The sequence below is a fragment of the Vibrio nigripulchritudo ATCC 27043 genome (assembly GCF_000222685.1).
Lineage (GTDB): Bacteria > Pseudomonadota > Gammaproteobacteria > Enterobacterales > Vibrionaceae > Vibrio > Vibrio nigripulchritudo.
Genome location: NZ_AFWJ01000123.1, coordinates 1 through 5,906, shown reverse-complemented (window position 1 = coordinate 5,906; position 5,906 = coordinate 1). Strand labels below are relative to the sequence as shown.

The 5,906-nt window shown below is 48.9% G+C and carries 5 protein-coding genes; all 5 read left to right on the top strand.

Annotation, left to right across the window (positions count from 1 at the left end):
- Window positions 1–105 precede the first annotated feature (105 nt).
- Window positions 106–2,466: a phosphoenolpyruvate synthase gene (gene ppsA / locus RH89_RS12035; protein WP_004402148.1), complete on the top strand. Its 2,361-nt coding sequence runs from the start codon at window positions 106–108 to the stop codon at window positions 2,464–2,466.
- 256 nt (window positions 2,467–2,722) lie between these two features.
- The gene (locus RH89_RS12030; protein ID WP_022561149.1) at window positions 2,723–3,406 is read left to right on the top strand and encodes a GntR family transcriptional regulator; all 684 of its coding nucleotides are present in this window, start codon (window positions 2,723–2,725) and stop codon (window positions 3,404–3,406) included.
- 26 nt (window positions 3,407–3,432) lie between these two features.
- Window positions 3,433–4,224, top strand: a complete 792-nt coding sequence (locus tag RH89_RS12025; protein WP_004402146.1) for an SDR family NAD(P)-dependent oxidoreductase — start codon at window positions 3,433–3,435, stop codon at window positions 4,222–4,224.
- A gap of 10 nt (window positions 4,225–4,234) precedes the next feature.
- On the top strand, window positions 4,235–5,428 hold the full coding sequence (locus RH89_RS12020) for an AGE family epimerase/isomerase (RefSeq protein WP_004402145.1): 1,194 nt from the start codon (window positions 4,235–4,237) through the stop codon (window positions 5,426–5,428).
- A 103-nt stretch (window positions 5,429–5,531) separates the two neighbouring features.
- A partial coding sequence (locus RH89_RS12015; RefSeq protein WP_004402144.1) for a substrate-binding domain-containing protein occupies window positions 5,532–5,906 on the top strand: 375 nt, incomplete at its 3' end.

Genomic DNA, 5,906 nt, shown 5'->3' with positions numbered 1-5,906 from the left:
AAATGTGACGCTGCCGGAAAAATTTTTTAAATCCCAAGCCAATCGTTTGCGTTGATTTCAAGCCCCACTAAAACCCTACAGATCCAATAACAAGGAGATTATCCCATGCAACAAAATGTTGTTTGGTATGACGCTTTATCAATGAATGACGTTGATAAAGTTGGTGGTAAAAACGCTTCACTCGGTGAAATGGTGGCAAACCTTGCCAATGCTGGTGTGAAAGTCCCTAACGGTTATGCCACCACCTCTTTTGCGTTTAATCAGTTTCTCGAATCCGGTGGGCTGAACGAACGTATTTATGCCCTGCTGGAAACACTCGACGTTGATGATGTGCAAGCACTGAAATCAACGGGTGAGACCATTCGAAACTGGGTGCTGGAGCATCCATTTACTGAAGAACTGGAAGCTGACATCCGCCGTTGTTACGCGGAATTAGGCGAAGGTGACGAGATGCTTTCTGTGGCTGTTCGCTCTTCCGCGACGGCTGAAGATTTGCCAGATGCGTCCTTTGCGGGTCAGCAAGAAACTTTCCTAAACGTACGTGGTATTGATGCGGTGATTGAAGCCGTAAAACACGTATTTGCTTCCTTATTTAATGACCGTGCGATTTCCTACCGTGTCCACCAAGGCTTCGACCACAAAGGTGTGGCGTTGTCTGCGGGCATTCAGCGCATGGTTCGTTCCGACAAAGCGTCGTCAGGCGTGATGTTTACTCTGGATACCGAATCTGGCTTTGATCAGGTTGTCTTCATCACTTCCTCCTGGGGTTTGGGTGAGATGGTGGTTCAGGGGAGTGTAAACCCCGATGAGTTTTACGTTCATAAGCCTAGCCTTCAAGCCGGTCACCACTCTGTGGTTCGCCGTACATTGGGTTCAAAACTTATCAAAATGGTTTACGCCGAGGGTTCGGAACTGGGTACTCAGGTTGAAACCATTGACACCTCAGCCGAAGAGCGCAGCTCATTCTCATTGAGCGATGAAGAAATTCAGGCGCTGGCGCAGCAAGCCTTAATCATCGAAAAACACTACGGTCGTCCAATGGACATCGAGTGGGCGAAAGACGGTGTAACCGGTGAGCTGCTTATCGTTCAGGCGCGCCCAGAAACCGTTCGCTCTCGTGACGATAAAAACGTCATGGAACGCTTCCACCTGAACCAACAATCTGAAGCCTTAATCGAAGGTCGTGCGATTGGTCAGCGCATCGGATCTGGTGTGGTTCGTGTCGTGGACTCACTGGATGAAATGGATCAGGTTCAGGAAGGTGACGTACTGGTTGCAGACATGACAGACCCTGACTGGGAACCTGTGATGAAGAAAGCTGCCGCTATCGTCACCAACCGTGGTGGCCGTACCTGTCATGCGGCGATCATTGCGCGCGAACTTGGTATTCCTGCGGTTGTTGGTTGTGGTAACGCGACGGAGCGACTAAACAATGGTGCACAAGTGACTGTGTCCTGCGCACAGGGTGAAACCGGTTATGTTTACGAAGGTGAACTGGACTTCGAAATTCGCCGTTCTTCCGTCGACGATTTACCGGAACTGCCGCTTAAAGTCATGATGAATGTGGGTAACCCAGATCGTGCCTTTGATTTTGCCACTATTCCGAATGAAGGTGTGGGGCTGGCGCGACTGGAGTTCATCATCAACAAGATGATTGGTATTCACCCGAAAGCTCTTCTGAATTACGACGATCAGCCGTCTGAAATCAAAGCAGAGATTGATCAACGTATCGCAGGTTACGAGAATCCGGTTGAGTTCTACATCGAGAAATTAACCGAAGGTATTTCAACGCTTGCCGCAGCCTTCTGGCCGAAGCGTGTGATCGTTCGTATGTCGGACTTCAAATCGAACGAATACCGTAATCTGGTGGGTGGTGTGCGTTACGAGCCAACTGAAGAAAACCCAATGCTGGGCTTCCGTGGTGCATCTCGTTATATCTCTGAGCAATTCCAGGACTGCTTTGCACTGGAATGTGAAGCCATGAAGCGCGTGCGCGGCAAAATGGGTCTGAAGAACGTAGAAATCATGATTCCATTCGTCCGTACAGTGAGCGAAGCGGCATCGGTCATTGATTTGCTGGCGAAGCACGATTTGCGCCGTGGCGATCAGGGTCTGAAAGTGATCATGATGTGTGAATTGCCATCTAACGCAGTATTGGCGGAAAGCTTCCTGAAGTACTTTGATGGTTTCTCCATTGGCTCCAACGATATGACTCAGCTGACGCTTGGTTTGGATCGCGATTCCGGTGAAATTGCACACCTGTTTGATGAGCGTAACGAAGCGGTGAAAGCCATGCTTTCCATGGCGATTCAGGCGGCCAACAAAGCGGGTAAATACGTCGGCATTTGTGGTCAGGGACCTTCCGACCACGACGATCTCGCACAATGGTTAATGGAGCAGGGCATAGACTCTGTTTCACTTAACCCAGATACCGTTTTGGAAACTTGGTTGCACCTCGGTAAGTAACCTTATGATCTAAAAGAAAATCCCTTAGCTGTATAGCTGAGGGATTTTTGTTTTACCTACAAAATATCAATTCATAGAGAAAATACGCATTAGTATGCGTACCCCGCATTGCTCTCTGATTCATATCCAGATAACCAATCTTGTGATCGCTATTCAATATCCCGCCATTTTCAATATTGATCGGTTAAAAATCGATCAAGTGTATGCAGTGTATACACAGTATTCAGAAGAGCATCAATTTAAAAGAGAGAATCCAATGCGAAATCACCGTTATGACTATTTGACGGCGTCCGAGCAAGCGTATCGGGTGATAAGAGACATGATTCTTGAAATGGAACTATTGCCTCACCAGCCATTATCGGAGCAAATGCTGGCAGATAAGCTGGAAATGAGCCGAACGCCGGTTCGTGAGGCGGTAGCGAGACTAACAACGGAAAGGCTAATTGATAACGCATCCCGGCGTCAGCTTATGGTGGCACCTATCCGTGTCGCTTTATTTGAAACGGCTTACTACGTCAGAAGAACGTTAGAAGCCGATTTAGCGCAACTGGCGGCAAAAAACACCATAAGCGAACTGGATCAGCTCAGCTTGGAAACTTGTTTAAATGAGCAGGAGATCGCGGCAAGAAACAACAATTCGGAAATGTTTTATAACTCAGATGAGCGCATGCATCAGCTCATTTGTGAATGCGCCGGTAAACCCATGGTGTGGGGCATCATCTTAGATTCAAAGTTTCACATGGACCGAATTCGTAAGCTGATTTTGAAAAATCGAACGACTGTTTTGACCGAATTGATTGATGAGCACCGGCAGATAGTCCATGCGGTTTTGGTCGGCAATGCGCCAGCAGCGAAGGATGCGATGCTTGCCCATATTGCTCATGTTTTCCCGGATTTGGATGTGATTCAAAAGCAGTTTCCAGAATATTTTGCCCACTAGACATCATCAAGGAAGAGGAGTCGGTAATGAACGGAAATAGCGCAAAGGCTGTGTTAGTCACGGGCGGTTCTCGCGGAATCGGACGTGCCATGGTGGATCGCTTTTTATCCGCAGGCTACAAGGTGACATTCTTCACCAATGATGAGCAGTCTCGCGAATCCACGCTTGCAGACCATAATCACAATGAAAATCTGATGGGTATCACCCTTGATGTCAGCAACGCGGAAGCGGTGAAAGCAGGTGTGGAGAAAGCGGTTGCTGCTTTTGAACGTTTGGACGTGGTGATCAACTCCGCAGGCATTCAGCGGTACGGCGATGTGGTGGATACCAGTGTCGAACTTTGGAGCGAAGTCATTGGTGTCAATCTAAACGGCGTTTTTCATACCTGTAAATACGCCATCCCTGAAATCAGAAAACAGGGGAAAGGTGCCATCATCAATATCGCGTCAGTTCAGTCATACGCTTCTCAAACTGGCGTGGCAGCCTATGCCGCATCCAAAGGCGCGATTCTTCAGCTTACCCGCTCTATGGCGCTGGACTGCGCAGCGGATCAAATCACAGTCAACGCTCTGTGTCCTGCCTCTGTGAATACACCTATGTTGCATTGGGCAGCCGATCTCTGGAAAGGGGACAAAACACAAGAAGCGGTATTGGATTCGTGGGCGAAAGCTCATCCGCTAGGACGAGTAGCGGAACCGAGTGAGCTTGCCGAATTGGCACTGTTTATCGCAGAAGGTAAATGCGCCTTTATGACAGGGGCTGACATTCGCGTTGATGGCGGCGTGATGAGTCAGGTCCCCATCATATTGCCGGAATAACAAGGATGAAATGACCATGACTAAGGACTATCGCAGCGAAGCCTTCTTAACCTCGCACATTCAGAGCCTCATCGATTTTTATCACCCTGAATGTATCGACAGGGAACGAGGAGGCTACATCAACCAGTTCAAAGATGACGGCACCATTTTCGACGCCGATACCAAGCATCTGGTGGGCACCTGTCGGTTCGCATTCAACTATTCGCTGGCGTATCTGATTACCGGAAAACAGGAATATCAGGACGCTGCTGAACACGGGGTTCGTTTTTTGCTGGAACACCATAAGCAACAAGATGGCGGATACGCTTGGGTGCTGAATGGGCTGGATGTAGAGGATGGCACCCGCCATTGCTACGGGCATGCGTTTGTCCTGCTTGCCGCCGCTGCTTCCATCAAAGCGGACACGCCCAGTGGCCGAACATTACTCAACGATATTTGGGAAGTGCTTGAAGTGCGTTTCTGGGATAAGGATGCGCAGCTTTATGTGGATGAGATTTTAGAAGGTAGCTGGAGCAACGTATCTGAATATCGGGGTCAGAATGCCAACATGCACATGTGCGAGGCGATGATCTGCGCGTATGAAGCCACTAAAGAGGCTCGCTTTCTGGATAGAGCTTATACATTGGCGAAGCAAGTTTGTGTCGAACTGGCATCAAAAGCCGATGGCTTAGTCTGGGAACATTATGATCAGAATTGGCAACACGACTGGGAATACAATCTGGACGATCCCAAACACCTCTTTCGCCCTTGGGGTTACTTGCCCGGACATTTCACCGAGTGGTCCAAGCTATTGCTGATTCTGTCCCGTTATCGCAGCGAAGAGTGGATGATCGAGACCGCCGCTCACCTCTTCAATACTGCTCTGGATGTGAGTTGGGACCCTAGCACAGACGGGATGAACTACACCTTCTCGCCGGACAGGCAAGTGGTCGATACCGACAGATATTACTGGGTGACTGCGGAAACCATTGCCGCGTCCGCCGCTCTGGCAGTTGAAACCGGAGAAGACAAATACTGGGACTGGTACGACACCATGTGGTCGGTGGCAGAAAGACACTTTATTGATCATCAATACGGCGGCTGGTATCGGGTGTTGGATACCGATAATAAGCGTTACGACGACCTGAAAAGCCCACCAAGCAAAACGGACTATCACCCATTATCTGCATGTTTTGAAGTTCTGCAGAGTTTGAAACAACTTTAACCGCGTGAATACAGAGTCTGACTATGGTGCCTTCTTGAAGGTGCTAGGGAGTTGTCATATCTGAAGAAACGTAAATCTGTTCAAAAGGACGAGGAATAGAGTCATGTTTAACTGTAAAAAACTCATGGTACTGAGTGCTTTGCTTAGTACGACCCTGTTGGGATTCGCTTCCCCCGGTATTGCAGCCGAGAAGGAAAAAACGCTGCGATTCACTTACCTGACCCAGACGGGTATCGATAACACCTTCTGGCAAACCATCAAACGTGGGATGGACGATGCGTGTGAAACGCTGAAAGCGGATTGCCAACTGCTGTTTACGCAGGAAAACGGCAACCTCCAAATGCACCTCCAGAACTTTGAAACCGTGGTGAACCAAGGGGTAGATGGCATCGTTACCGTGGTGGTGGATGACAATCTTTACGACGAAGCGATTCAGAGAGCGGTCGACAAGGGCATTCCAGTGATTGTGTCCAATGTG